Genomic DNA, 21152 nt, shown 5'->3' with positions numbered 1-21152 from the left:
ACACTCGCGCCGATGAACTCCCGCCGAGCGACCCGGGCCGCTGCCCTCGCGCTTCTTTGCCTGCTCCCGCAGCTGCTCACCGTCGCGAGCGCTGCAAGCAAGACTTCCGCGCGCCACGGCGCGTATCACGGGTGGCGCGCGGCGCAGTTTCTTTCCAACGGCCGCGTCGAGGTGATCATTGTCCCGGAAATCGGACGCGTGATGCAGTTCCGCTTCGCGGGCGAGGAAGACGGGCCATTCTGGGAAAACCGCGCGCTCGACGGCAAGCCCCCGGATGCGCGGACGAACACCTGGATCAACTTCGGCGGCGACAAGGCATGGCCCGCGCCGCAGGCCGACTGGGCCAAAGTCACCCCGCGCGCGTGGCCGCCGCCGGCCGCGTTTGACTCGATGCCCGCGGCCGGGCTCGATCTGGAGTCCTCGCCGGACGGCGCGACCGCGATCCTCCGATCCGCCGTGGATACCCATTACGGCATCCGCGTCGTGCGCCGCATCGCGCTCGAACCGGGGCAGCCCGCGATGACCATCGCGACCACGTTCGAGAAGGTGCTCGGCGAACCCGTGAAAGTCGCAGTCTGGGTCGTCACGCAGCTCAAGGATCCGCAAGCCGCGTTCCTTCCAATCCCAAAGGACTCGATCAACGCCACGGGCTACACGGTCGTTTCGAAGTCCGCGCCGCCGAGCCTGAGGATTGACCGCGGCTTGATCTCAGTGAAGCGCGACGCCACGACGTCGTTCAAGATCGGGAACGATGCCCAGTCATTGCTGTGGGTCGGCGACAAACAAGCGCTGCACATCGACACGCGCCGCGCCGCGCTTGGCGACTACGTGCATCAGGGCAACAGCGCGGAAATCTACACGAACCCCGACGCGCTGCCGTATGTGGAACTGGAGACGCTCGGCCCCGCGGTCACGGTGCGCGCCGGGGACTCGCTCACGCAAACGAACACCTACACGCTCACGCGCCGCACTTCCGCCACGCCCGATGCCGAGGCGCGGAAGATTCTTGGCCGGTGAGGTGGACGCGTCAGAGACCCGTCACCCGTCTCAACGCTTCTCCTTCGCAGGCGCGCGCCGTTCGTGAATCGAGCCGTCGGGATTCCAATCCACCTGCACGCGCCGGCCGTCGGCGAGCGGGACACTCACGCTGGCGAGTGCGCCGTTCGTGTGGGTGACAAATGAGGCGCCGTCCTTGAGCCGGCGAAAAGTCACCGACCCCTCCTTCTCGTGGCGGAACGCGTGCAGGAGCTCCCGCGTCGTGAGGTCGCGAACCTCGAGCTTGAAGAGATCGAACTTCGCCGAGTGAAACACATACCAGTATTCGCGCTGCTGCTCGGTGTCGCGGTGGCTCGTGGCGATGGCGCGGCTCCAGTTCCAGATGGTCACGTCCCGGTCCACAAGCCGCTCGATGGCCTCGGTGTGGACTTTGCGGGCGTCCTCGAGCAAGCCCGTGATCGCGGCGGCGTCCGGCAGCCGGCCGCGGTTCGCGGTGGCCGCCGGGCTGTCCGCGAGCTGCAGCAGCGCGGCGTGGCGCGTGGCAAAGAACTGCCGGAACTCCTCGACCTCCGGCCGCGGCATGGGCGTGCGCCACAATCCGTAGGCCAGCAGCAGCAGCCCGCCCACCACGATCAACAAGCACGCCGAGACGAACCACGACGCGCCGGTCTTGAGCATGCTGCCGGGATGCGAAGCCATGATGAAGCGGTCGTCAAAGCCCAGGGCGTCAGCGAGCCGCCGCGCGGACAGGCTCGTTCAAGCTGCCGCGCCGGTAGCCCTGCGGGTCCACCTCGACCTCCGCGTAGCCGAGCCCGCGCATCGCGGTGGTGACGCGCTCGCGCAACGCCGGTTCGACCAGTCGCGGCAGCTCCGCCACGCCGACCTCGATGCGCGCGAGCGCCGCGCCTGTCGCGCGTTCTGAACTTCTGATTTCGAGCTGGTGATGGCGGACCCGCACGTCGTGGAAGCCGAGGTCGCGCAACAGATTCTCCGCCGCCTCGATCATGCGCAGCTTCGCCGGCGTGACCGACTCGCCGTGGGGCACGCGCGAACTCAGGCAGGCCATCTGCGGCTTGTCCGCCGTCGGCAGTCCGAACCGCGCGGAGAGTTCGCGAATCTCCGCCTTCGTCAACCCGCACTCCTTGAGCGGCGCCCGGACCTGAAACTCCTGCGCGGCCTTCGAACCGGGGCGGAAGTCGCCGACATCGCTGGCGTTCTCGCCGTAGGCGATCACCGCGAAACCCTCCGCGCGCGCGAGCGGCGTGAGTTCCTCGAACAGCTCGCGCTTGCAGAAGTAACAGCGGTTTGACGGGTTGGCGGTGTAGCTCGCGTTGTCGAACTCCGCGGTGTGGACCACGCGCACGGGAAACGCGAACCTGCGCCCGAGTTCGAGCGCCTCGTCGAGTTCGCGCCGCGGCAGGCTCGGCGAATCCGCAATCACCGCGAGAGAGCGCTCGCCCAGCACGCCGCGCGCGACGAATGCGAGGAACACCGAGTCCACGCCGCCCGAATACGCCACGAGGCACGAGCCGAACGATCGCAGCGCGCCACGAAGGGATTCGAGCTTGTCCACGCCGCGCAAACTGCCACCGCGCCCCCTGCTTGTCGAGACGCTGAATCCTCAGCGCTCTTGGGTCAGAACGCGGAACACCCCGCCGAGATGGTCGGGGTGGGTGAGCGTGGCGAACCGGCTTGTCTGCTCTGTGGTCCATTCGCCGAAGTTCGCAGCCGGCCGCCGCGCGGCGTCGAGTGCGCGGGTGAGGAATCGGAATTGCGGCTCGAAGGCGAGCGTTCGCATCCCGGCTGATTCACCAGCGCGTTGAATCGCGCTGAAGTTCACGTGCGCGGTGAGGTCTTGTTCGCCGGGGTTCGCAAGCAGGTCGGAGTTGGCGTGGTGGTCACGATAGGCGCGCAGGGTGCCGTGCGGCCGTTCGGGTCGAAGCCAATCGTCGTCGGTGAGGCCATAATCAATCGCGAGGAGCCAGCCGCGGGCGAGTGAGAGGGCGGCATTGCGCCACCACGTTTCGGCGGCGGGACAGAGTTCGATGGTGTAGCCATCCGGCAGGACGGCTTGCAACTGCGGATTGCAGATTGCGGATTGCGGCTTGAGCAGAGGGGAGTCGGGGACGAGCGGCAGGCGGGTCCACTCGAAGGCGTCACCGCGCGACTCGACGGCCCACTCGAACCACGCGCGGTTCTTCGCGTCCCAGCCGAGCCGATGGACCGGGAAGGCATCGAGCAGTTCGTTGGAGAAGATGACGCCGGTGAACTGCGGATCGTGGATTGCGGATTGCGGATTGGCGGAGACTTCACCCCTCACCTCGTCCGTTTCCCCTTGTCCGACGAGGGGAGAGGGTGCCCGAAGGGCGGGTGAGGGGTGGCAGCCTGGTGCGGCCTCAAGCTGTGAAGCCGGACTTTTCGGAAGGGCTTCGAGCCAGCGGACGCGCGGCGCGAAGTTGCGGAGAGTTTCTTCCTGCCACGCGCGGCGGCGGGCGGAGGGTTCGATGATGAGGTATTCGATCCGCTCGAGGAGCGCGGGACGATGGCGTTGCAGCCAGCCGAGGATGTCGGCTGCGAGCTGGCCGTCGTGCGCGCCGGCTTCGACGAGGTGCAGTGTTTCGAGTCTGGGTTTTTGGGCTTCGAGTTCGGCGAGCCATTCGGAGCATTGGAACGCGAGCAGTCCGCCGAAGAGCGGGCCGACGCTGACGCTGGTGAAGAAGTCGCCGCGCCGCCCGATGGGGCGCGGGGCGCGTTCGTAGTAGCCGAACGCCGCGTGGTAAAGCGCGAGTTCCATGAAGCGCGCGGAGGACATCGGTCCGGACTGCGCGATCTCGCGACGGATGATTTCGGCGAGGGGATTCAACGGCTTGCAGTCGGGGAGGCTTCGGCTAGACTGGCCGCAACGAGCCGCCACCCCGAAGCGATATGGCCAAAATTGACGCCTTCTTCGACCTGATGTTCAAGGAGAAAGCCTCGGACCTGCATCTCTCGTCGGGCAACCCGCCCATCCTCCGGCTCAACGGCGAACTGGTGCGCGTGGATTACCCGCCGCTGGAGAGCGAACCGCTCAAGGCGATGCTCTACGAGATCGCGCCGGAGTATAAGGTGAAGGTCTTCGAGGAAACGGGCGACGTGGATTTCGGCTACGAGATTCCCGGGCTGTCGCGCTTCCGCGCGAATTTCTTCAACCAGAAGAACGGCGTGGCCGCGGTCTTCCGCCAGATCCCGAGCAAGGTGCTTTCGTTCGAGGATTTCGAGAAGTTCGACGCCCCGTTGCCCGCGGTGCTCCGGAAACTCGCGATGCTGCACAAGGGGCTCGTGGTGGTGACGGGGCCGACCGGCTCGGGCAAGTCCACGACGCTCGCCGCGATGATCGACTACGCGAACAAGAACCGGAAGGACCACATCATCACGGTGGAGGACCCGATCGAGTTCGTGCACGAGAGCAAGAGCTGCCTGGTGAACCACCGCGAGGTCGGCGTGCACACCAAGTCCTTCGCCTCGGCGCTGCGCGGCGCGTTGCGCGAGGATCCGGACATCATCCTCGTCGGCGAATTGCGCGACCTGGAGACGATCGATCTCGCGCTCACCGCGGCGAGCACGGGCCACCTTGTGTTCGGCACGCTGCACACGCCGAGCGCGGCCAAGACGGTGGACCGCATCATCGACGTCTTCCCCGCCGAGCAGCAAAACAAGATTCGCGCGACGCTCTCGGAGGCGCTGCGGGCGGTCGTGGCGCAAAACCTCTTCAAGCGGGTGGACAAGAAAGGCCGCGTGGCCGCGCTCGAAATCCTCGTCTTCACGACGGCCATCGCAAACCTTGTCCGCGAAAACAAGACGCACCAGATCCCCGGCATGATCCAGGTCGGCAAGAAACTCGGCAACCAGCCGCTCGACGACGCGATCATGGACCACCTGCGCATGAAGCGCATCGCGCCCGAGGAGGCGTTCGACAAGTCCCTCGACCGGAAGAAATTCTTCCCCTTCCTCACGAAAGAGATGCAGGACGAGATGCGCGCGAGCGGCGAGAACGAGATGTGATCCCGCGCCCGCGCGACCAACAAACCCGAACCCCATGCGCCGCCCCGAACTGGACCAGATTCTGAGCACGATGCTCGCGTCGCAAAAGGACGTGTCGGACCTGAACATCACGGCGGACAAGCCGTTGCAGGTCGAGTCCAACGGCCAGCTCATGCCGGTCGCGTTCCAACCTGACCTCGGAGCCCTCTCGCCGTTCCAGACCGAGCAGATCGCGTTCAACCTGCTTCAAGGCAACCGGCGGCTGACGGCGAATCTGATCCAGACCGGCTCGTGCGACACGTCTTACACGCTGCTCGGCAAGGCGCGTTTCCGCGTGAACATCTTCTCCCAGCGCGGCTGCTACTCGATCGTGCTGCGCAAGCTCACCACGAAAATCCCGACCGTGGACGAGCTCAAGCTGCCGGCGAGCATCCGCGAGATTGCGCGGGAGAAGAACGGGCTCGCGCTCGTCACGGGCGCGACCGGTTCCGGCAAGTCCACCACGCTCGCCGCCATTCTGAACGAGGTGAACGAGACCAAGTCCATCCACATCATCACGCTGGAGGACCCGGTCGAGTTCGTGCACCAGCAAAGGAAGGCGACGTTCAACCAGCGCGAGTTGGGAACGGATTTCGACAGCTTTTCAACCGGCCTGCGCGCGGCGCTCCGTCAGGCGCCGAAGATCATACTCGTCGGCGAAATGCGCGACCGGGAGACGGTGGAAATCGGGTTGAGCGCGGCCGAGACGGGCCACCTTGTCCTGAGCACGCTGCACACGAACGACGCGGGGCAGACCATCAACCGCATCCTCGGCATGTTCGAGCCCGAGGAGCAGCCGCAAATCCGCCTCCGCCTCGCGGACACGCTGCGCTGGATCGTGAGCCAGCGCCTCGCGCCAAAGATCAGCGGCGGACGCCACGCGCTCTTCGAGATCATGGGCAACAGCCTTCGCACGAAGGAAAGCGTCGCGCAGGGCGAGGCCGACGGCCGCACCTTCTACGAGATCATCGAGGCGACCACGACTTACGGATGGAAGACCTTCGACCACTCGGCGCTCGAAGCCTACGAGAACGGCCAGATTTCCGAGGAAAACGCCCTCCTCTACTGCTCGCGGCGCGGACCCGTCACGCGGGGCATTGACCTCATCAAGAAGAAGCGCGGCGAGATGACCACCGACGTCGCGCAGTTGAAGGTGAAGAAGGAAGGCCCGCCGGCGGGCAAACCCGACCCGGCCGCGGGCGGCGGACCGCTCGTGCTCAAGCTCAAGTGACCATGGCTGTTGACCTCGACTTTCTCGCCTCCGGCGACAAGCCGGCGCTGCTCGCGCTCTCGGACCACGAGTTGCTTTCGAACATGCAGAGCGTGCTCGCGTCGCTGGAATACAAGATGCACGTCGCCGCGGACCACGAGGAGTTCGACCGCCTCTTCAGCGGCGTGCAATACCCAATCGTCGTCATCGAGGATTTGTTTTGCGCCACCACCCGCGCCGAGAACCGCACGCTCACGATGCTCCAGCACATGCCGATGCAATTGCGCCGCCACGCCGTCGTGGTCCTGATCGGCGACAGCTACGAGACGATGAACACGATGCAAGCCTACCAGTTAAGCGTCCACGCGGTTGTCCATCGCGGCGACCTCCCCGGCTTCGGCCGCATCCTGCTCAAGACGCTCGCCGAGAACGACTTCTTCCTCTCCACCTACCGGGACATTCAAAATCGCCTTGCGATCGGCCAAAGCCTCTGACCCCGCACCGCCACCGGCGGAGCGCCGCACGAAGCCGAAACCCGAACCTCCGCCCGCACCATGAAGCCCGCGTCCCGCGCCCTGCCGGCCCTGCCGCAATCCCGGCCGCCGCTCGAGCGCATGATGCGCATCCACCAGGCCATCAGCGCCGGCGGATTTCCCAATGCCACCAAGCTCGCCGCCGAGATGGAAGTCTCCACCAAGACCATCGGGCGCGACATCGAGTTCATGCGCGACCGGCTGATGCTTCCGCTCGAATACGACAGCAGCCGCTGGGGCTACCACTACACGGAGGAAGTCGGCTCCTTTCCCACGCTGCAGATCACCGAGGGCGAACTGTTCGCGCTCCTCGTGGCGGAAAAGGCCCTGCAACAATACCGCGGCACCAACTTCGAGCGCCCGCTCAAGAGCGCCTTCGGCAAGATGGCCTCGTCGCTGCCGGACACCATCTCGCTGCACCTCGCGGACTGGGACGCCACGGTGTCCTTCCGCACGAGCGCGCAACCCGTGCTCAACCTCGAGGTCTTCGACGCCATCGCCAAGGCCGCGGCCAAGCACGAGCAGATCGAGATCACATATCGAAAGCCCGGCCGGCGCGACATCGAGAAGCGCGTCGTGGACCCGTGGCACCTCGCGAACATCAACGGCGAGTGGTATCTGTTCGCCTACGACCACCTGCGGAAAGCCCAGCGCACGTTCGTGCCCGCGCGGGTGAGGGAAGTCCGCGCCACCGGCAAGAAGTTCACCCGACCCGCCAAGTTCTCCGTCGCCAAGCTGCTCGAATCGAGCTTCGGCGTCCACTCGGCCGAGGGGGAGTTCGAGGTGGTATTGCGGTTCAACGCCGCCGTCGCAGACTACGTGCGCGAGAAACGGTGGCATCCCTCGCAGGAATTGCGCGAACTGAAAGACGGCTCGCTCGAACTGCGGCTCAAGCTCTCGAGCCTGGTCGAGATCGAGCGCTGGATTCTCGGCTGGGGCGGCGGTGTCGAAGTCGTGCAGCCGTCCGAGTTGCGCGAGCGCGTCCTCGCCGCAGCGCAGGGGATTGTGCGGAACTACGCGCAGTAGTTTCCGTCATCCTCGTCGTCGAACAGGCGACTCCGGTCGCGCTGCGACCGGATACGGACCGCAGCGCGGCCCGTCCCACCTTGGTGCAGGTGTCGAAGGATCGAGGACGAGGACGACGACGTGGTCGACCGAGTCCACCACGCATTTGCAATCCCCGCCTCCCGCGCTACACTGGCGCCATGGCTGAGCAAAGGAAGAAGGGAGCCCCGCCCGCCGCGGACAAGTCATCCGCCGAAAACCCCAAGGGGCTGCCGCCGCTGGAGGACCTTCTGCCGCGCGAGGACCTCGAAAAACTCTCCACGCTCCAGCTCGTGGACCTCATCGCCAGCAAGCTCCCGCCGCGCCACTCGTCGCTCATGGACCTCGTGTATCTGCGCGAACGCATCGCGGACGTGGAGGAGATGAACGATCAAGCCCGGCAGGCTTTGGAGAAGATGGACAAAGCCATCGAAGCGCTGCGTTTGCCCGCGTTTCGCGTCGGCACGTTTCTCGCCGCAGTCGAGCCGCAGATGGCGCAAGTCTGCCTCGGCGGGATGGACTACGTCTGCAAAGTGGACCTCGCTGTGCCGCTCTCGAGCCTGCAAGTCGGGCAGCGCGTGCTCTGCAACGAAGCCTTCGCCGTCGTCCGCCCGCTCGGCTTCGACCGCAACGGCCCCATCGTGCGCGTGGATGAGTTGCTCTCCGACGGCCGCATCCGCATCGGGCAGGAGGCGGGCATCACCAACTCCGTCATCCAACGCTCGGCGTTGCTCACGAAGGAGAAGCTCAAGCCCGGCATGGACGTGCGCCTCGACGTGAACCAGCGCGTCGCGCTCGAAGTCATCGGCGTCGGCAAGCGCATCGAACGCTCGCTCGAAACCGTCGCCGAGCTGCCGTGGTCGGCCATCGGCGGGCAGGACGAGGCGGTGCAGGCCATCCGCGAGACCATCGAGCTTCCCTTCCTGCACCGCGACCTGTTCAAGCGCTTCGACCACCATGTGCCGAAGGGCTTCCTGCTCCACGGCCCGCCCGGTTGCGGCAAGACGCTGCTCGGCAAGGCCACCGCCTACAACCTGCGCCAGCAGGTCAAGTCGCAGACCGGCGTGGATCATCCCGAGTTTTTCCTGCACGTGAAGGGGCCGGAGATCCTGAACATGTGGGTCGGCGAAAGCGAGCGGCAGGTCCGCGACCTCTTCGCGCAGTGCCGCGAGCGCGCGAAGGACGGCGCGCTGGCGTTCCTCTTCATTGACGAGGCCGAGAGCATCCTCGGCACGCGCCGCGCGGGCCGCTACCACAGCATCCTCAGCACCCTCGTGCCGATGTTCTGCACGGAGATGGACGGCATCGAAGTCCTGCAGAACGTCGTCGTCATCCTCGCCTCGAACCGCGCGGATCTGATTGACCCGGCCATCCTGCGGCCCGGCCGCATAGACAGGAAGATTCGCGTCAAGCGCCCCGACCGCCCCGGCGCCAAAGCCATCTACGAAATCTACCTGCGCGAATCGCTGCCGCTCGCCGAGCCGAAATCCGCGCTCGCCGAAGCCATCACCGAGGAGCACTTCGCGCACAGGCCGGAGAACGAATTCCTCGAAGTCATCTACCGCAGCGGGCGGCGCGACGTGCTGTATCGCGGCGACCTCGCGAGCGGCGCGATCATCGCCGCCGTCGTCGAACGCGCCAAGAGCCTCGCCATCAAGCGCAGCATCGAGACCAAGGCCGAGACGCACATCGCGCGCGAAGACCTCGTCACCGCGCTGCGCCGCGAGCACGAGGAGAACGACCTCTTCCCCGCCACCGACCTCACCGAGGACTGGCTCAAGCTGACGGACTTCGATCCCGAGAACGTAGTCAAGCTCGGCCCCGTTCGCCCGCGCAAGGTCGAGACGAGCGGGGTGGTGTGACGCCTGGTCTGCCGACGGTATCAGAAGGCGAAACAAATTGAATCTGCAGATGAGGACTGACAATGGCTATCGAACATTGCCCTGACTGCGATTTTGTCAGCGAAGCTTGGGGTGGAAACGGCAAGTGCAACGAATGTCACGGCACTGGAGTGGAGCAAGACTTCTTTGAGGCGCTTGCAGAGTCGTTGAGCAGTTCTATCCAAGCCTGCAAAAATGCGGAGGGTCGAAAGAGTGTCAGACCTGTTACGGGAAAGGTTATCTGCGAACCCGATGACTCGATTCGGATCTAAGCCTTGCGAGAGACAGTCGTAACAACTGACGCATACAGCAAGCCACAGTGTTTGAACGAGTCACTATCCTCTTCGGCATCGAGACCGAATACGGCATCGCGCGGGACGGCGCGGAGGAACTCGATGTCGTCGCCGAGTCCATCGCACTCGTGCGCAGCGCGGTCGAACCCGGCGTGCGGATGCGCTGGGACTACGCGACCGAGGACCCGCATGCGGACGCGCGCGGCTTCCACGTCGAGGCGCTGCGGCAGGACACGGACGAGGCGGGATACGTGGAGCAGGATGCCCACCGCGAACTGTCCTTCGCCGAGATCAAAAGCGACCTCGCGCTCGGCAACGGCGGGCGATTCTACAACGACCACGCGCATCCCGAATACTGCACGCCCGAGTGCAGCACGCTCGACGAAATCGCCGCGCACGACCGCGCGGGCGAGCGCATCGTGATGCAGTGCGCCGAGCGGCTCTCCGAACAGCGCGGCGCGACCGTCCGGATTTACAAGAACAACACGGACTTCCGCGGCCACAGCTACGGCTGCCACGAGAACTATCTCCTGCCGCGCTCGCTCGAATGGGACACGCTCGCCCAGGCGATGCAGGCTTTCCTCGTCACGCGGCAGGTCTTCGCCGGCGCGGGCAAGTTTGCCATCGAAGCCGAGGATCGCCTCCTCTCACCGCATTTCCAGATTTCGCAGCGGGGCGACTTCTTCAGCGAGCTGCAAAGCGTGGACACGATGCAGCGCCGCCCGCTGATCAACACGCGCGACGAGCCGCACGCGAACCCGCAGCACTGGCGGCGCTTCCACGTCATCCTCGGCGACGCGAACATGTCGCCCTTCGCCACGAGGCTGAAAGCGGGCGCGACCGCGCTCGTGCTCGAGGCGCTCGTGCGCGACCCGCGCCGCGCGTGGCCGCAGCTCTCGGACCCGCTGCGCGCGCTCACGGCGATTTCGCGCGACCCGGAGTTCAAGTGGGAGGTGAAGCTGGCCGGCCGGCGCCATTCGACCGCGCTCGCCGTGCAGCGCGAGTATCTCGCCGCAGTGAAGGCGCTTTGCGACCTGTCGTCCGCGGAAAGGCAATCGGTCATCGCGGATTGGGAAACCGTGCTGAACGACCTCGAAGCCGATTTCATGCGCTGCCGCGACCGGCTCGATTGGGTCGCGAAGCTCGCGCTCATCCGCGAATTCCAAGCCGCGCAGCGCGTCGCGGATGACGACCCGTGGGTGCAGGCGCTCGATCTCGAATACCACCGGCTCGACGCGGTCGAGGGGCTCTACTTCGGGCTCGAACAGGCCGGCGCGATGCGCGGCGTCCCCGACGAAGCGATCGTGCAACGCGCCGTGTTCGAGCCGCCGCTGACGACGCGCGCGTATGTGCGCGGCAAGTGCATCCAGAAATTTGCCGAGGCCGTCGAGAACGCGCAGTGGGACCACCTCACGCTCGCCGACGATCACGGATTGGTGAAGATTTCGCTGCTCGACCTCTTCGAGCCGGAGGACGTGCTGCGCTACCGTCAAGCCGTGGACGCGGCGCGCGCGCCGGATGATTTGCGTGGCGTGATCGGCCTTCGAAAGCTAGGTTCGCGCTAAGTTATGCCCGACCAATCCCAGAAGACGCGGCCGGTCGCGCCGGGCAACCCCGGTGGCGGCGGTGACGGCCCGAAGGAGCCGAAGGTGGACAAACCGAACGTGGAGGAACTCCTCAAGCGCATGCGCAAGGTGGACCCCGACCAGGCCAAACGCTACCGGCAGCGCACAGGCGAATGAGCGCGCAAACTCCGATCGCCGGCGATTTCGTCTCCCTGCTCGCGAGCCACAATCTCGCGCCGGTTCGCGCCGACGCATCGAACGCGGCTCCTGCGCAGACGCAGGCCACGACGGTCTTTGCGTTTCACTTCGCCGGGGGCGTCCTGATGGCTGGCGACCGGCGCGCCACCGCGGGCAACGTCATCGTCACCGACCGGGTGGACAAGGTTCTCGAACTCGACGCCACGTCGTTGCTCGCCATTGCGGGCGTGCCTGCAACCGCGTTCGAAATGGCGCGCGTGCTGCAAACGTCGTTCGAGTATTACCGGCGCAGCCAGCTCCAATCGCTCAGCCTTCCCGCGAAGGTCCGCGCGCTCGCGCGGTTGCTCCGTGACAATCTACCCATGACGATGCAGGGCGTCGGCGTGGTCGTGCCGCTTTTCGCCGGCGTGGACGCGCACGCGACGCCTCCCAAACCGCAGATTTACTTTTACGACCCGCTCGGCGCGCAGTTTCAGGCGGTCGGCCACGCGGCCAGCGGCTCGGGTTCGGGGACCATCCGGAGCGTGCTGAGTTTTCAGGAGCGTTACGGCCGGCCGGGTCCGTCGCAGATGAATCTCGAAGAAGCGGTGCGATTCGCGTTGCGGCTGCTGATGACGGCGTCCGAGCTCGACGCGGCGACGGGCGGCGTGAATCCCGGCGCGGAGACGTTCGCGACGATCAAGGTCCTGCGCGCGTCCGGGGTCGAAACCGTGAGCGACGAACAACAAGCGGAGTGGCTGAGGCAATGACCGAGGAACCCTATCGCTGGCTCGAAGCCGTCGCGAACCGGCGCGAATACGTCCGCGAACAGCTCAAGGGCGGCTCGCCCGTGTTCGCCGCGAGCCTCGCGGACGGCATCCTGCTGCTCGGCGTCGGCACCGGGCGTTCGAAGGTGTTCGAGCTGTTTGACCGTCACGCGCTCGCGGGGCTCGGCCATCCCGCGGACATCGAGAGAGTCCGGCAGGCCGCGATTGATGCCGCGCATCTCGAAGCTTTCACGCGAGCGCCGGAGGACGTGAGCATGCGGCGGCTTGTGAGCTTCGGATTGAGCCCGCAACTCAAGACGAACTTCGAGCAGATTTACGCGGCGCCGTCTCTTGTCGAACTGGTGCTGGCCGAACTCGGCGCCGCGCCCGCGGAGGATTCGTTCTACCGGCTGCATTTCGACGGGGCTTTCACCATCGAACATGGCGGCGTGCACGTGGCTGCGAGCACCGCCGAAGCCGAGTCCGCCGCGCAGAAGTGGCTCTCGGACGCGCTCGCGGGCAAGTCCGACCGCGCGGCGGTGGTGGACACGCTCCTGCAGGCGTGGTGGTGCGTGACGGCCGGGCACACGTTCGATGGGGGGCTGCCAGCCGAGTCCGAGCGGCGGGACGGCGTGCGTGCAGGGATGAAGGGAAAAGTCCTCGAAGCGGGCTGGCTCGCGCGGTCGGGCACCCGCGCAACCCGATACACGAGTCTCACCGCGCAGGACGTTGGCCTGGCGTGACGCGCATTGGCGGTTTGGCTTCGCCCGATTCAACCGTCGTCCACTCCGGCCAAATAGAACTTGCGCGAGCCGGAGGCAGTGGGCACTTTCTCCGCGCCGTTGCGGATATGGCGGAATTGGCAGACGCGCTACTTTGAGGTGGTAGTGCCGTAAGGCGTGCAGGTTCAAGTCCTGCTATCCGCACCCGCTTCCGCTTTCGACCGCCCCGAGGATTTCTCAACCCACCTGTCGAACGCAATTCTCGCTGCCGAAAGGATTCGGCGCGCGTTGCGGGCAGTCCGGGTCATCCACCCACTGGCCGTCCACGAGGAAGCGGTATTCGTGCTGGCCGGGACCGAGCTCGAGCGTCGTTTTCCAGACGCCGTTCTTCTGGCGCTTCAGCGGCACCGGGCTTTGCTCCCAGTTGGTGAACGAGCCGGCCACGGCGACGCTTTGCGCGGCGGGGGCGCTGATGGCGAAGGGCTGCTTGCGTCGGGCTTGTTTGGCAGACATGGCAGGGTCGGGGTGAGGGTTGGATTGCTGCAAGGCCAGCCACCTGGTGCTGACGGGAGCGACCATGGAACAACCGGCCCCCCGTAGCAACCCGCGAGGCGGCCCGGTCAGAACTTCAACCGGAACGCCAGCGCGCCGGCGAGGTCGTTCGTTGACGGTTCAGAGGCCGCAGCCGCCAGCGCACCGATGCCGCATGCGAGCGCAACCATGGTCGCCAGCCGCTCGGCGACGGCTTGGGGAACCCACCGGTTCGGCAATGCCGCGCTGCGTCCTCTCGCGGCCCATTCCGGAGTTCGATTCGTTTTCATGGGGGCTGTTCTTTGTTCGGTTCCCGTGTTTCAAAACCTCCCGTCGCGCGCCTCGAAGTGCGTGGGCTTGCCGAGCGTCGGCCGGCCGCGCAGCGTCCAGTCGGAGACCCACTCCAAGATTTGTGAGACCGGGACGCGCGGCGCGCCGATCAGTGCGTGCAACTTCGCCGGGTTGTTCAGCAGCGCCGTCGCGGATTCGGTTCCCGTGAACTTCACGGTCGTATTCATGAGTGATGCGAGCGTGGCGCAGGTCTCGCGAACGCTCAAGGTCGCCAGGCCGGTCATGTTCAACACGCGCGCGGGCGTGTCGGCGAGCGCGAAGGCTTGCAGCGTCATCGCATTCGCATCGCCCTGCCAGATGCAGTTGAAGTGGCCCATCGCGAGGTCCACGCGCTCGCCGTCGCGGATCTTGCGCGCGAGGTCCGCGAGCACGCCGTAGCGCAACTCGACCGCGTAGTTGAGCCGCAACAGCACCACGGGGATTCCCAGCGTCCGGCTGAAGTGCTCGAACATCCGCTCGCGACCGAGGCAGCTCGTCGCGTATTCGCCCACGGGCGCGGGCGCATCTGACTCGACCGACCCGCCCCGCGGGACCGGGCTCAGGCCGTAAACATTTCCCGTCGAGAACGCCACGATGCGGCTGTTCCGGAACTTCCTGCACACGATGGCCGGCAGGTGGACGTTCATCGCCCACGTGAGCGGCTCGTTGCCGGTCGCGCCGAACTTCATCCCGGCCATCGATATCACGTTCGGCACGTCGGGCAGCGCGGCGACGGCGGCTTCATCGAGCAAGTCGCACCGGATCGTCTCGATGCCGTGCGCGCGGAGTGCGGCTTCGTCCGCGGGACTTGTGAAGCGCGAGACGCCGATGATGCGACGCGTCGCGCCGGCAGAGTCGCAGGCGCGCCTCGCCATGCGCGCAAGGGTCGGGCCCATCTTGCCCGCGACGCCGAGCAGGATGAGGTCGCCGTCGAGCGCGCGCATCGCCTCGATGGCGCCGGGCGTGGGCTCGCTGAGCAAATCCTCCAATGGCGCGACGGTCGTGATGCGGGCGGGGAGCGGGCGCAGGCCGGGACGACGTTTCGCTTGAGGCGCGGACTTTTTCATTTCCAACGTGCGGGGCTTGGCTACGCTCCATCCTGCAAAGCCCGAACCGCATTGTCCATGAAAAGCCCGCTTCCACTCCGCGTTGCAATCCTCACAACCGCCGCTGCTGCTGCCGTCGTCTTCACCGCGGCTCTGCCCGCCGGGGGTGGTGCGGATGAACCGGGTTTCGTCCCCATGTTCAACGGCCGCGACCTCTCAGGCTGGGTGCCCGTGAACGTCGCGCCCGAGACTTTCACCGTGAAGAACGGGCTCATCCACTGCACCGGCATCCCCACCGGCACCATGCGCACCGAGCGGATGTATGAGAACTTCATCATCGAGCTCGAATGGCGCCACATGAAGCCCGGCGGCAATTCCGGCCTCTTCCTCTGGGGCGACCCCATCTCCGCCGCGGGCACGCCCTTCTCGCGCGGCATCGAGGTGCAAATCCTCGACACCGGTTACGGCGAGGGCAATGCCGCCCGCAACGTCTCCTTCACCACTCACGGCGACATCTTTCCCATTCACGGCGCGAAGATGACCCCGCTCGGCCGCGTGTCCAAGGGCGGCCGCGCCTTCCCCACCGAGGACCGCACCAAGCCTTCGCCCGAGTGGAACCACTACCGCGTCGTCGCCACCAACGGCACCGTGAGTCTCTCGGTCAACGGCAAGGAAGTCAGCACCAGCCGCGACTGCATCCCGCGCAAGGGTTACCTCTGCCTTGAGAGCGAGGGCAGCGAGATTCACTTCCGCAACGTCCGCATCAAGGAACTGCCCGCCTCCAACGCCACTCCCGAGCAAACCGCGCGCGCCTACGACGGCTTCGTTTCGCTCTACACCGGCGTGGACCTGCGCAACTTCAAGGCCGACCCCGGCCACGCCGGCCACTGGACGCCTCGCGACTGGACCCTCAACTACGACGGCAAAAGCGAGGCCGCCGACAAAAACCTGTGGAGCGAGAAACCGCTGAGAGACTTCGCCCTCGTGGTGGACTGGCGGCCCTCCAAGCCGCTGACGGGCGTGCCGCTGCCGGTGATCCTGCCGGGCGGCGACGACGCGCTCGACGCCGACAAACTGCGCGCCGCGCTCGGGCCCCGGCTCGACGCGCGGAAGTCCGGCCAGTGGCACCGGTTTCAGATCACCCGCAAGGGGAGCGCGCTCTCGGTGACGCTCGACGGCCAGGCTCTTGTCGAAAACCTGCCCGTCAAGTCCGCGCCGTCCGGACCCTTCGCCCTCCGGCACGACGGAGCCGCCGCCCAATTCGCGAGCGTGTTCGTGAAGGAATTGAAGTAGCGGAGCCAGCGCCCCGCGACCGGGAGGGCTGACTGCTCAGGCCGAACCGGCGGAGGAAGGTGATGCGGACGCGAGGATTGTGCCTGGAACGACGGAGTGGCCTGTGAGGAATTCCTGCGCGTTCATCCGGCGGCTGCCTTCGCGTTGCACGGAGAGAAGCCGGAGCGCCCCTTGGCCGCACGCGATCAAGATGCCGGTCTTGTCGGCCGAAAGCACCGTGCCGGGCGCGGCGACGGCAGGCGGCGGTGCGTCGTCGTCGCGGGCCTGCCAGATTTTCAGGAGGCGCGGCTTGCCGTCCGCGGGAAGGAACGTGAACGCCGAGGGCCACGGGGTGAAAGCGCGGACCTGATTCCACAGCGCACGCGAGGGCTGCGTCCAGTCGAGGCGGCCGTCGGCCTTGGAAATCTTGCGCGCGTGGGTGACGCCACCGGCCGGTTGCGGTCGCGGCGCAAGGTCGCCGGCGACGTAGCGCGGGATGGTTTGCACGGCGAGTTCCGCGCCCAGCGCGGCGAGGCGGTCGTGGAGGGTTTGCGCGTTGTCCTCGGGAGCGATCGGCGTGGTGCGCGTGGCGAGGATGGGGCCGGTGTCGAGGCCGGCATCCATTTTCATCAAGGTCACTCCGGTTTCGGTGTCACCCGCGAGCAGGGCCCACTGGATGGGCGCGGCGCCGCGCCAGCGCGGGAGGAGCGAGGTGTGGATGTTCAGGCAGCCGTGCCGCGGGATGTCGAGCAAGGCTCGCGGAAGAAGTTGACCATAGGCGAAGACCACAATGAGGTCGGGGGCGAGTTCCCGGAGTTGCGCGAGGAAGGACGCATCGCGGGCGCGCGCGGGCTGGAGCACGGGCAGGCCGAGGGCGACGGCGGCGGCTTTGACGGGTGTCTGCTGGAGCTGGAGGTCGCGGCCGCGGGGCTTGTCGGGCTGGGAGACGGCGGCAAGGAGATGGAAGGCGGGGTCGCGCGCGAACGCCTCAAGCGCGGGCCGGGCGATGTCGGCCGTGCCCATGAAAAGAATGCGATGTGCCGAAGTGGATGGTGGATGGTGGATGGTGGACACAGACGCAGTTGGTTCAACTGACGCGCGGGAATTGGCCGCGAAGGAACACCGAGAAAGCAAAGAGTGGCTGGCCTCATTGGAGCCACGACACAACGGCCCGACTCATGTCCGGTCAGCCCGATTTCCCGTCCCCGACTTTGCCTTCACTTGCGGCTGCTCCGACCCGCGCTCAGCACTTCGTCACGTAATTGAGGATGTCGCCGAGCACTTCGACGGGGCGTTGGGTGGCGTCCACGGTGTGGACGAGGTCCTCGCCGTAATAGTCGAGCACGGGCTTGGTCTCCTGGCGATAGACATCCAGGCGGTGCTTGATGACGTCGAGGTTGGCGTCGTCGAGGCGGTTCTCGCGGAGCGCGCGGCGCTGGAGCCGCTCGATCATCCGATTGGTGTCGGGGCAGGAGAGGTAGAGGATGGCGCGGACGTCGAGGGTGTCCTTGAGCAACTCAGCCTGCGCGACAGTGCGCGGGATGCCGTCGAGCACGAGCACGTCGCGCTCGGGGTTGAACCGTCCGGCGACCGTGCTGGCCTCGATGTTCTGCCGCCAGAGTTTGACGGTGTATTCGTCGGGGACAAGTTCGCCGCGGCTGGAATACTCGACGAACTTGCGGCCGAGTTCGTTGTCCACGGTGAGATTTCGGAAAACGTCTCCGCAGGCGCAGTGGAAGAAGCCGGGGACGCTGCCGAGGATTTTCCCCTGTGTGCCCTTGCCGGCGCCGGGCGCCCCGAAGAGGAGGACGGTCCGGTAACGCATCAGTCGGTGGCCTCGCGGTGGCGGATCTGGATTTCCTGAATGTCGTTGAACGGAAAACTTTCGTCGCACGAGGCGCCGTTCTCGGCCTCGATCTTCACGGTCATGTCCGCCTGCGTGGCCTTCACAACGTGCTGCGTGATGAACTGCCCGCGGACCGTGTTGAAGACCAGGAAGAGGTCCTGCTCCTTCTCGCCGAGGACCATCTTGAAGAAGGGCGCGAACTTGGACTCGATGTATCGGCGGTTGAAGGAGACTTCGCCGCGGCGAAAATACTGCGTCTTGGGAACGGGCGCAGCCTGCGGCGCGATGGTGGGCACGTCGGCCAGCGGTCCGCTCGCGGACGCGCCGTGCGCGGCGACACCGGGGCCCTTGTGCATCTGCCTTGGACCGGGCGCCTTGATTTCCTCCTCCTCGGCGGCGACGGGTGGCGGGGCTTCCGTGACCCTCTTGATCTCGGGCATGCAGAGGAATGTGATGGGCCCAAAGAGCGGCGCGGCCGCGCAAACGCCGATGACAAGCTTGATGGGACGGCGCCGGTAGATGGCGACTTCGTAGCCGGCGTAGAGATTTGCAGCGTAGAGAATGAACAGCGTAAACCAGCCAATCGCCGAGGTGAAGATGCTGCCGATGAATCCGGGCCGTGGCTTGTAGCGCTGGGGCTTCTCGACGGGCACGAGCTTCATCGCCGGACGCGCGCGCTTCTGCACCGTGGGCATGAGCGAGGTGTCGAGGTCCTGCTCGGGTTCCTCGATGAGAATCTCGACGTATTGCTTGAGCTTGGCGTTCTTCGCGAATTCCTTGAGTGCTTCCTGGGTGAAGTTGGTCCACGCCGTGCGGGGCGCGTTGGTGCTGGCGTCGGGGTCGCGGATGATGACGCTGACGTTGTTCGCGCCGGTCGGGTCGCCCTTGTAGGACTTCCCGTTCAACAGCTTGTAATCGGCGGACGTTGCCCGCAGCACGACCACGGCGCAGAGACAACTCAACACCGCGATTCCGATGGACCGGTTCATGGCGCGTGTTGTTATCAGAAGGACAGGGGCAGCGAAAGCACTTTTCAGCCGGGCGCGACGATTCCTAGCCGGTGCCGCCGAGGCGCGCGAGCAGGCCGGCAACCGTCCACGCGCCGCCGCGCGCCGAAAGTTCATCGGCCGCGCGTCCGTGCTGGAACACCGCGTATCGCATCGCCATCGACGCATCGGCTCCGGGCTGGGCGAGCAGGCCGCCGAGGTATCCCGCGAGCACGTCGCCGGTGCCGCCCTGCGCGAGGCCGGGATTGCCGGTCGGATTCACTATCACCGGCCCGAAGGCGGCACCGCACAACGTCTGGTGCCCCTTCAACACGACGTGACAGCCGCCGAGGCGGCGAGAGAGTTCGCGCACGGCGGCGGGCCGGTCGGATTGCACGCGCGGAACGGATTGCCCGAGCAGACGCGCCGCTTCGCCGGGGTGCGGCGTGATGACGCGCGTCGAGCCGGAGGGAATCCGTTCCGCGGGCAGCCAGTCGAGCGCGCTGGCGTCGGCGACGACCGGCAGATTTGCTTCGCGCCATAGCCGTGTCATGGCCTCGCGCAACCCCGGTGGCACGTCGTCGCCGGCAAGCCCGGGGCCGAACACCACGGCGGAGCACGAGGCGGGCAGCGCCGCGCCCGCCTTCCACGGCCGGACCATTGCTTGCGAAATCTGCGAAGCAACCGGGATGAAAGCCGCGTCCGTCGTCAGCACCGTGACGAGTCCCGGCATCGCGCGAAGCGCACCCGAAGCCGCGAGCACCGCCGCGCCATGAAAGCCGAGGCTGCCCGCCACAATCACGACGTGGCCGAAGGTCCCTTTGTGTCCCGAGACGCAACGTCCCGGCGGGAAACCGCCGAAATCCGTGGCGAGCGTCCAGTTCACGTCCGCTTCGAGAAACGGACACGGCGCAAGGCCGATGTCATGGGCGAGTTCCAGCCGGCCGATCAGCGGGACCGCGTCCGTGCGAAGGAGGCCGCGCTTCACGGCGCCAAACGTGACCGTGACGGTGGCGCGCAACACGTCGCCGCGCGCCTCGCCCGTGTCCGCGTCCAACCCGCTCGGCACGTCCACCGCGAGCACCGGACATCCGCGTGAGTTGATTGTGCGATGAAGTCCGTTCCACGCGGCATCGAGCGGGCGGTTCAACCCGATTCCCAAAAGCCCGTCCACCACAAGCGCCGCGGGCGCGATCCGGACCTCGGCAGCCGCCGCGACCGGGTCGGTCACGTTCACGAGCCGCACGGCCCTCTCGGCAAGACCCTCCGCGGCAAAGCGCGCGTCGTCGCCGTTGTGACCGCGCCCCGCGAGCACGAGCACCGACTCGCCGGGTCGGGTGAGCTGGCAGACGCGCGCGGCGACCGCAGCGCCCGCGCGACGCATCACGGACTCCTGCGAGACGCCGAGCGACCATGTCGCGGTTTCCCACTCGCGCATCTGCGCGACGCTCAGCACCGGCAACGGCATGGCGTCAGGTTACGTGGGGCGGACGGGGCATGGAAGCCGGCAATTCCCGCGATCGGACGTCGAATTGGTGCTTGCGCCACGTCTCACGGCGCTGATAACGTCCGCGCTCCTAAAACGAGATGTGATCGAAAGTTATGGCAAAAATCTGCTACTTCACTGGCAAACGCCCGGTCAGGGGCAACCACATCTGGCGCAGCGGCAAGGCGAAGAAGTCCGGCGGCATCGGCACGCACATCACCGCGATCACCAAGCGGCGATTCTATCCCAATCTTAAGCGCGTCCGGGCCCTCGTAAACGGGCGCGTGATGAGAATCCGGGTCGCGACGAGCGCCATCAAAAAAGGCCTGGTCATCAAGCCGTTCAAGCGCACTTGGAAAAAGCCCGAGGCGCCCAGGCCCGCGTAGCCGCGGCACCCGGTCATCCAGGA

At 66.4% G+C, this 21152-nt stretch carries 22 protein-coding genes and 1 tRNA gene; 13 read left to right on the top strand and 10 right to left on the bottom strand.

The genetic code is table 11. The features are described from left to right. Positions 1-12: 12 nt before the first annotated feature. Entirely contained in the window at positions 13-1017 is a 1005-nt protein-coding gene (locus FJ386_06440; GenBank protein MBM3876341.1) for a hypothetical protein, read from the top strand. Between the two features lie 30 nt (positions 1018-1047). Here FJ386_06440 and FJ386_06435 read toward each other — a convergent pair whose 3' ends face one another. From FJ386_06435 to FJ386_06425, 3 genes are read right to left on the bottom strand one after another with little or no spacing between them, the layout of a single operon-like run. Then, positions 1048-1695, bottom strand: a complete 648-nt coding sequence (locus tag FJ386_06435) for a hypothetical protein (GenBank protein ID MBM3876340.1) — start codon at positions 1693-1695, stop codon at positions 1048-1050. Positions 1696-1723: 28 nt separating this feature from the next. Then, positions 1724-2569 carry an ATP-dependent sacrificial sulfur transferase LarE gene (gene larE, locus FJ386_06430; protein ID MBM3876339.1) on the bottom strand — a complete coding sequence of 282 codons (846 nt, stop codon included), beginning with the start codon at positions 2567-2569 and terminating at the stop codon, positions 1724-1726. 48 nt (positions 2570-2617) lie between these two features. Continuing rightward, complete coding sequence (locus FJ386_06425) at positions 2618-3859, bottom strand: hypothetical protein (GenBank protein MBM3876338.1); 1242 nt, start codon at positions 3857-3859, stop codon at positions 2618-2620. Between the two features lie 62 nt (positions 3860-3921). On the opposite strand from FJ386_06425, the gene FJ386_06420 reads away from it, so the two are divergent. The 10 genes from FJ386_06420 to FJ386_06375 all read left to right on the top strand — a co-directional run bounded on the left by FJ386_06420 (position 3922) and on the right by FJ386_06375 (position 13453). Next, positions 3922-5037, top strand: a complete 1116-nt coding sequence (locus FJ386_06420) for a type IV pilus twitching motility protein PilT (GenBank protein ID MBM3876337.1) — start codon at positions 3922-3924, stop codon at positions 5035-5037. A 34-nt stretch (positions 5038-5071) separates the two neighbouring features. Further along, the gene (locus FJ386_06415; protein ID MBM3876336.1) at positions 5072-6286 is read left to right on the top strand and encodes a PilT/PilU family type 4a pilus ATPase; all 1215 of its coding nucleotides are present in this window, start codon (positions 5072-5074) and stop codon (positions 6284-6286) included. Positions 6287-6288: 2 nt separating this feature from the next. Continuing rightward, positions 6289-6759 (top strand): hypothetical protein, encoded by a 471-nt coding sequence (locus tag FJ386_06410; protein MBM3876335.1) that lies wholly within the window; start codon positions 6289-6291, stop codon positions 6757-6759. Between the two features lie 60 nt (positions 6760-6819). Beyond that, the gene (locus FJ386_06405; GenBank protein ID MBM3876334.1) at positions 6820-7824 is read left to right on the top strand and encodes a WYL domain-containing protein; all 1005 of its coding nucleotides are present in this window, start codon (positions 6820-6822) and stop codon (positions 7822-7824) included. Positions 7825-8003: 179 nt separating this feature from the next. Further along, the gene (locus tag FJ386_06400; GenBank protein ID MBM3876333.1) at positions 8004-9704 is read left to right on the top strand and encodes an AAA family ATPase; all 1701 of its coding nucleotides are present in this window, start codon (positions 8004-8006) and stop codon (positions 9702-9704) included. A 355-nt stretch (positions 9705-10059) separates the two neighbouring features. Then, a complete protein-coding gene (locus tag FJ386_06395) occupies positions 10060-11580 on the top strand; it encodes a peptidase (GenBank protein ID MBM3876332.1) in 1521 nt (506 codons plus the stop codon). 3 nt (positions 11581-11583) lie between these two features. Then, positions 11584-11757 (top strand): ubiquitin-like protein UBact, encoded by a 174-nt coding sequence (locus FJ386_06390; protein MBM3876331.1) that lies wholly within the window; start codon positions 11584-11586, stop codon positions 11755-11757. Then, positions 11754-12527, top strand: coding sequence for a proteasome subunit alpha (locus FJ386_06385; protein ID MBM3876330.1), 774 nt, complete (start codon positions 11754-11756; stop codon positions 12525-12527). The genes FJ386_06390 and FJ386_06385 overlap by 4 nt, the downstream gene beginning before the upstream one ends. Further along, positions 12524-13267, top strand: a complete 744-nt coding sequence (locus tag FJ386_06380) for a 20S proteasome subunit A/B (GenBank protein ID MBM3876329.1) — start codon at positions 12524-12526, stop codon at positions 13265-13267. Before FJ386_06385 ends, FJ386_06380 begins: the two co-directional genes overlap by 4 nt. 101 nt (positions 13268-13368) lie before the next feature. Further along, positions 13369-13453, top strand: a tRNA-Leu gene (locus FJ386_06375). A gap of 30 nt (positions 13454-13483) precedes the next feature. Here FJ386_06375 and FJ386_06370 read toward each other — a convergent pair. The 3 genes from FJ386_06370 to FJ386_06360 all read right to left on the bottom strand — a co-directional run bounded on the left by FJ386_06370 (position 13484) and on the right by FJ386_06360 (position 15114). Then, positions 13484-13759 carry a hypothetical protein gene (locus FJ386_06370; protein MBM3876328.1) on the bottom strand — a complete coding sequence of 92 codons (276 nt, stop codon included), beginning with the start codon at positions 13757-13759 and terminating at the stop codon, positions 13484-13486. Between the two features lie 107 nt (positions 13760-13866). Then, on the bottom strand, positions 13867-14067 hold the full coding sequence (locus FJ386_06365; GenBank protein MBM3876327.1) for a hypothetical protein: 201 nt from the start codon (positions 14065-14067) through the stop codon (positions 13867-13869). A 30-nt stretch (positions 14068-14097) separates the two neighbouring features. Beyond that, positions 14098-15114, bottom strand: coding sequence for an NAD(P)-dependent oxidoreductase (locus FJ386_06360; GenBank protein MBM3876326.1), 1017 nt, complete (start codon positions 15112-15114; stop codon positions 14098-14100). A gap of 117 nt (positions 15115-15231) precedes the next feature. Here FJ386_06360 and FJ386_06355 point away from each other — a divergent pair, with 117 nt between their 5' ends. Further along, a complete protein-coding gene (locus tag FJ386_06355) occupies positions 15232-16446 on the top strand; it encodes a DUF1080 domain-containing protein (protein MBM3876325.1) in 1215 nt (404 codons plus the stop codon). 36 nt (positions 16447-16482) lie between these two features. Here the strand turns inward: FJ386_06355 and FJ386_06350 are convergent, their stop codons facing one another. From FJ386_06350 to FJ386_06335, 4 genes are all read right to left on the bottom strand, one after another. Continuing rightward, on the bottom strand, positions 16483-17448 hold the full coding sequence (locus tag FJ386_06350; protein ID MBM3876324.1) for a methionyl-tRNA formyltransferase: 966 nt from the start codon (positions 17446-17448) through the stop codon (positions 16483-16485). 220 nt (positions 17449-17668) lie between these two features. Next, positions 17669-18250: a nucleoside monophosphate kinase gene (locus FJ386_06345; GenBank protein ID MBM3876323.1), complete on the bottom strand. Its 582-nt coding sequence runs from the start codon at positions 18248-18250 to the stop codon at positions 17669-17671. Further along, positions 18250-19260, bottom strand: a complete 1011-nt coding sequence (locus tag FJ386_06340; protein MBM3876322.1) for a hypothetical protein — start codon at positions 19258-19260, stop codon at positions 18250-18252. The genes FJ386_06345 and FJ386_06340 overlap by 1 nt, the downstream gene beginning before the upstream one ends. A 64-nt stretch (positions 19261-19324) precedes the next feature. Then, positions 19325-20725 (bottom strand): NAD(P)H-hydrate dehydratase, encoded by a 1401-nt coding sequence (locus FJ386_06335; GenBank protein MBM3876321.1) that lies wholly within the window; start codon positions 20723-20725, stop codon positions 19325-19327. A gap of 134 nt (positions 20726-20859) precedes the next feature. Here FJ386_06335 and FJ386_06330 point away from each other — a divergent pair, with 134 nt between their 5' ends. Beyond that, positions 20860-21129, top strand: coding sequence for a 50S ribosomal protein L28 (locus tag FJ386_06330; protein ID MBM3876320.1), 270 nt, complete (start codon positions 20860-20862; stop codon positions 21127-21129). The last annotated feature ends 23 nt before the right edge of the window (positions 21130-21152 follow it).

This window comes from Verrucomicrobiota bacterium (genome assembly GCA_016871675.1).
In the GTDB taxonomy this organism is placed as follows: domain Bacteria; phylum Verrucomicrobiota; class Verrucomicrobiia; order Limisphaerales; family VHCN01; genus VHCN01.
The sequence above is the reverse complement of the archived record's forward strand: the minus strand, read 5'-3'. Positions and strand labels throughout refer to the sequence as shown.

What these genes read in the sequence shown, in the direction of transcription:
- FJ386_06340 (MBM3876322.1), bottom strand. Translation starts at nt 19,260, where the DNA reads ATGAACCGGTCCATCGGAATCGCGGTGTTGAGTTGTCTCTGCGCCGTG.
- FJ386_06355 (MBM3876325.1), top strand. Translation starts at nt 15,232, where the DNA reads ATGAAAAGCCCGCTTCCACTCCGCGTTGCAATCCTCACAACCGCCGCT.
- FJ386_06350 (MBM3876324.1), bottom strand. Translation starts at nt 17,448, where the DNA reads ATGGGCACGGCCGACATCGCCCGGCCCGCGCTTGAGGCGTTCGCGCGC.
- FJ386_06365 (MBM3876327.1), bottom strand. Translation starts at nt 14,067, where the DNA reads ATGAAAACGAATCGAACTCCGGAATGGGCCGCGAGAGGACGCAGCGCG.
- FJ386_06400 (MBM3876333.1), top strand. Translation starts at nt 8,004, where the DNA reads ATGGCTGAGCAAAGGAAGAAGGGAGCCCCGCCCGCCGCGGACAAGTCA.
- FJ386_06380 (MBM3876329.1), top strand. Translation starts at nt 12,524, where the DNA reads ATGACCGAGGAACCCTATCGCTGGCTCGAAGCCGTCGCGAACCGGCGC.
- FJ386_06345 (MBM3876323.1), bottom strand. Translation starts at nt 18,250, where the DNA reads ATGCGTTACCGGACCGTCCTCCTCTTCGGGGCGCCCGGCGCCGGCAAG.
- FJ386_06415 (MBM3876336.1), top strand. Translation starts at nt 5,072, where the DNA reads ATGCGCCGCCCCGAACTGGACCAGATTCTGAGCACGATGCTCGCGTCG.
- FJ386_06335 (MBM3876321.1), bottom strand. Translation starts at nt 20,725, where the DNA reads ATGCCGTTGCCGGTGCTGAGCGTCGCGCAGATGCGCGAGTGGGAAACC.
- FJ386_06440 (MBM3876341.1), top strand. Translation starts at nt 13, where the DNA reads ATGAACTCCCGCCGAGCGACCCGGGCCGCTGCCCTCGCGCTTCTTTGC.
- FJ386_06370 (MBM3876328.1), bottom strand. Translation starts at nt 13,759, where the DNA reads ATGTCTGCCAAACAAGCCCGACGCAAGCAGCCCTTCGCCATCAGCGCC.
- FJ386_06405 (MBM3876334.1), top strand. Translation starts at nt 6,820, where the DNA reads ATGAAGCCCGCGTCCCGCGCCCTGCCGGCCCTGCCGCAATCCCGGCCG.
- FJ386_06385 (MBM3876330.1), top strand. Translation starts at nt 11,754, where the DNA reads ATGAGCGCGCAAACTCCGATCGCCGGCGATTTCGTCTCCCTGCTCGCG.
- FJ386_06410 (MBM3876335.1), top strand. Translation starts at nt 6,289, where the DNA reads ATGGCTGTTGACCTCGACTTTCTCGCCTCCGGCGACAAGCCGGCGCTG.
- FJ386_06330 (MBM3876320.1), top strand. Translation starts at nt 20,860, where the DNA reads ATGGCAAAAATCTGCTACTTCACTGGCAAACGCCCGGTCAGGGGCAAC.
- FJ386_06435 (MBM3876340.1), bottom strand. Translation starts at nt 1,695, where the DNA reads ATGGCTTCGCATCCCGGCAGCATGCTCAAGACCGGCGCGTCGTGGTTC.
- FJ386_06390 (MBM3876331.1), top strand. Translation starts at nt 11,584, where the DNA reads ATGCCCGACCAATCCCAGAAGACGCGGCCGGTCGCGCCGGGCAACCCC.
- FJ386_06420 (MBM3876337.1), top strand. Translation starts at nt 3,922, where the DNA reads ATGGCCAAAATTGACGCCTTCTTCGACCTGATGTTCAAGGAGAAAGCC.